5 protein-coding genes are annotated in these 2,018 nt (G+C 40.8%); all 5 read right to left on the bottom strand.

Features of this window, described 5'->3' with window-relative positions:
- The coding region (locus tag CQ839_RS24525) for a hypothetical protein (protein ID WP_146048809.1) at positions 1–435 on the bottom strand (435 nt) is incomplete at its 3' end.
- The gene (locus CQ839_RS24530; RefSeq protein WP_146048810.1) at positions 432–803 is read right to left on the bottom strand and encodes a hypothetical protein; all 372 of its coding nucleotides are present in this window, start codon (positions 801–803) and stop codon (positions 432–434) included. The genes CQ839_RS24525 and CQ839_RS24530, both read right to left, overlap by 4 nt.
- A gap of 8 nt (positions 804–811) precedes the next feature.
- The gene (locus tag CQ839_RS24535) at positions 812–1,015 is read right to left on the bottom strand and encodes a hypothetical protein (RefSeq protein ID WP_103670923.1); all 204 of its coding nucleotides are present in this window, start codon (positions 1,013–1,015) and stop codon (positions 812–814) included.
- Positions 1,016–1,017: 2 nt separating this feature from the next.
- Positions 1,018–1,473, bottom strand: a complete 456-nt coding sequence (locus CQ839_RS24540; protein ID WP_103670924.1) for a hypothetical protein — start codon at positions 1,471–1,473, stop codon at positions 1,018–1,020.
- Positions 1,474–1,537: 64 nt separating this feature from the next.
- On the bottom strand, positions 1,538–1,897 hold the full coding sequence (locus CQ839_RS24545; protein ID WP_103670925.1) for a hypothetical protein: 360 nt from the start codon (positions 1,895–1,897) through the stop codon (positions 1,538–1,540).
- Between the last annotated feature and the right edge of the window lie 121 nt (positions 1,898–2,018).

The raw sequence follows: 2,018 nt of genomic DNA on the forward strand, positions 1-2,018 counted from the left end.
GAGCCAATACCCGACAATCTTATCTAACAGCTTCGTGCTATTTCCTGAAAGAATTTCATTTGCTAAAAAGAAATAATTAAGAATTGGGACTAATTCAGCAATAAATATATAAACATCTGAAAAGGTTATCGGCTCTGGCAATGGAGGGGGTTCTACTTCACAAAATTGAGTTACTTCTATTCTGTTAAGAACCTCATCATAGATAAGTCCGAGTGTTTTTTTTGCGGATTGCTTTGTCAGTTCTTCAAAGAAATTTAAAGTATCATCTCTGTCAAACTTAAGCGTGGCCATCTTTTGAATAGCTTCAGGGATTAAATCTAATAACCTACATAGCGCACCCTCAAGCTCAAAAAGAGCGCAAAGCACACCAATTTCATTTGTATTGATGTAATCTTGCGCCCCTTCCTTTTTTTTGGAGCCATTAGTACAACTCATCTTGATGCTGCTGTTGTGCTAGTAGTTCGTCTGATTGCTTTGTTAAGTTCATTTTGCTCAACCCTCAAGCCTTTAAGCTCGTCGCGGATTTCATGATTAGAATTGACCAGCTCCGTACCTACACGAATTAACTGCTCTTCGAGTGCTTGGCGCTTGTCTTCCTGCTCTCCAGCCTGAAGCAATAATCTTGTCAGCAACATCTCAAAATATTGCTCAGATTTTTCAATTCTGCGCTGTTCATTTTGCTGATCTAGCTCTGAGCGTTTTACCGCTAATTTAGCCATGTCTGTATAGTAGGTTTTTGCTAAAAGCCCTATCCAGCCTATACCAGCCATTATGCTAGGTGTCACTAAATCGTTAATGTTCATTTCATTGTTTATAAAACAATTCCAGAATTTTCCGAATACCAACCTTCGTCAACAGTTGTGTAATGTCGCTCTATTTCTGGGATTGCCTTTTGTTTTGCATTAGAAATTTGTTGAGGCGAGGTTAATAAGTTCTCAATGACTCTTAACCTCGTCTCAATGTCTGAGACTTGATTGACGAGCTGGGCAATCGCTTGTTCTTGTTCAGACTTCATAACTAGATACTTACTTGGTTTACTAACTTCCTGATTTTGTAAGTCAAACCTGCGGAACCATCAAAGCTGTGGTTTACGACTAAAGTTGTTTTAGTCTGTGTTCCGCCTGCTTCAAAGTCATAGACATTCAAGTCTGCGAACTGTGCGAGTGTCAGGATAGGGATTGAGACAAATCGCTTAGGAGTAACACCGTAACAGGCTGCTGCGCTTGCTGTATCGGCGTATTCGCAATATGCATAACGCGGATGGATGCCGTACTCTTTCTCGTTTAAATTTAGGGAAACGTGAGCAGGGATTTTAACGACTGTGCTAGTGGATTCTTTAACCTTGGTATCTGCTGTACCAGTGTTGTAGATATCCATGCTGATCAGCATCCGTGCGCCTACACTGACCGTCCCATCTGCTGCTGTGATATCGACTTCATAGTCAAAATCTTTTTTTCTAATACCGCGAGCCATACTTTTTCCTTATTTTTTTGATGCTTTGGTTTTCTGGGATAAATTTAATGCTGTCTTTGGAGACTTAACGCATTTGCTCGCCGATCACTGAGCCAACAATCCAAACACGCCCATTTACTGTAATTTCAGTTCCTTGGGGCGGGTTAGTATCGGGCTTTAGGACGATCACGCGCTTAGTAGTTTTATTTTGGGGTAGTAAACAACCCGTACCAGTGCCAGTATTTTTAAGATTTAGAATGCAGTGGCGAGGTTTACAGCCAACCATTCTTGAGTTTTTTGAGAACTCAAAAGTAATGTTTTCCAATGCTGCTTCTGTTGGAGCTGTACCGCGAACAGAACTTAGCGCTGCGGCGTTGTCAGTACGTGCCCAAAACACGTTACCGTTATCGGTTTCATACTTATATCGTGATGTTCCAGATGCCATTTATTTATGTGGGGTTGTCGTTTTGGAAACTATCTATTAACTTTGCTGAGTACTTCTCTTTCTCTTGCGTTCTCTTTCCGACTGTAAACGATTGCTGACTTCTATCTTGAAAATCAGTTAG

The organism is Pseudanabaena sp. BC1403, assembly GCF_002914585.1.
Classification (GTDB): Bacteria; Cyanobacteriota; Cyanobacteriia; order Pseudanabaenales; family Pseudanabaenaceae; genus Pseudanabaena.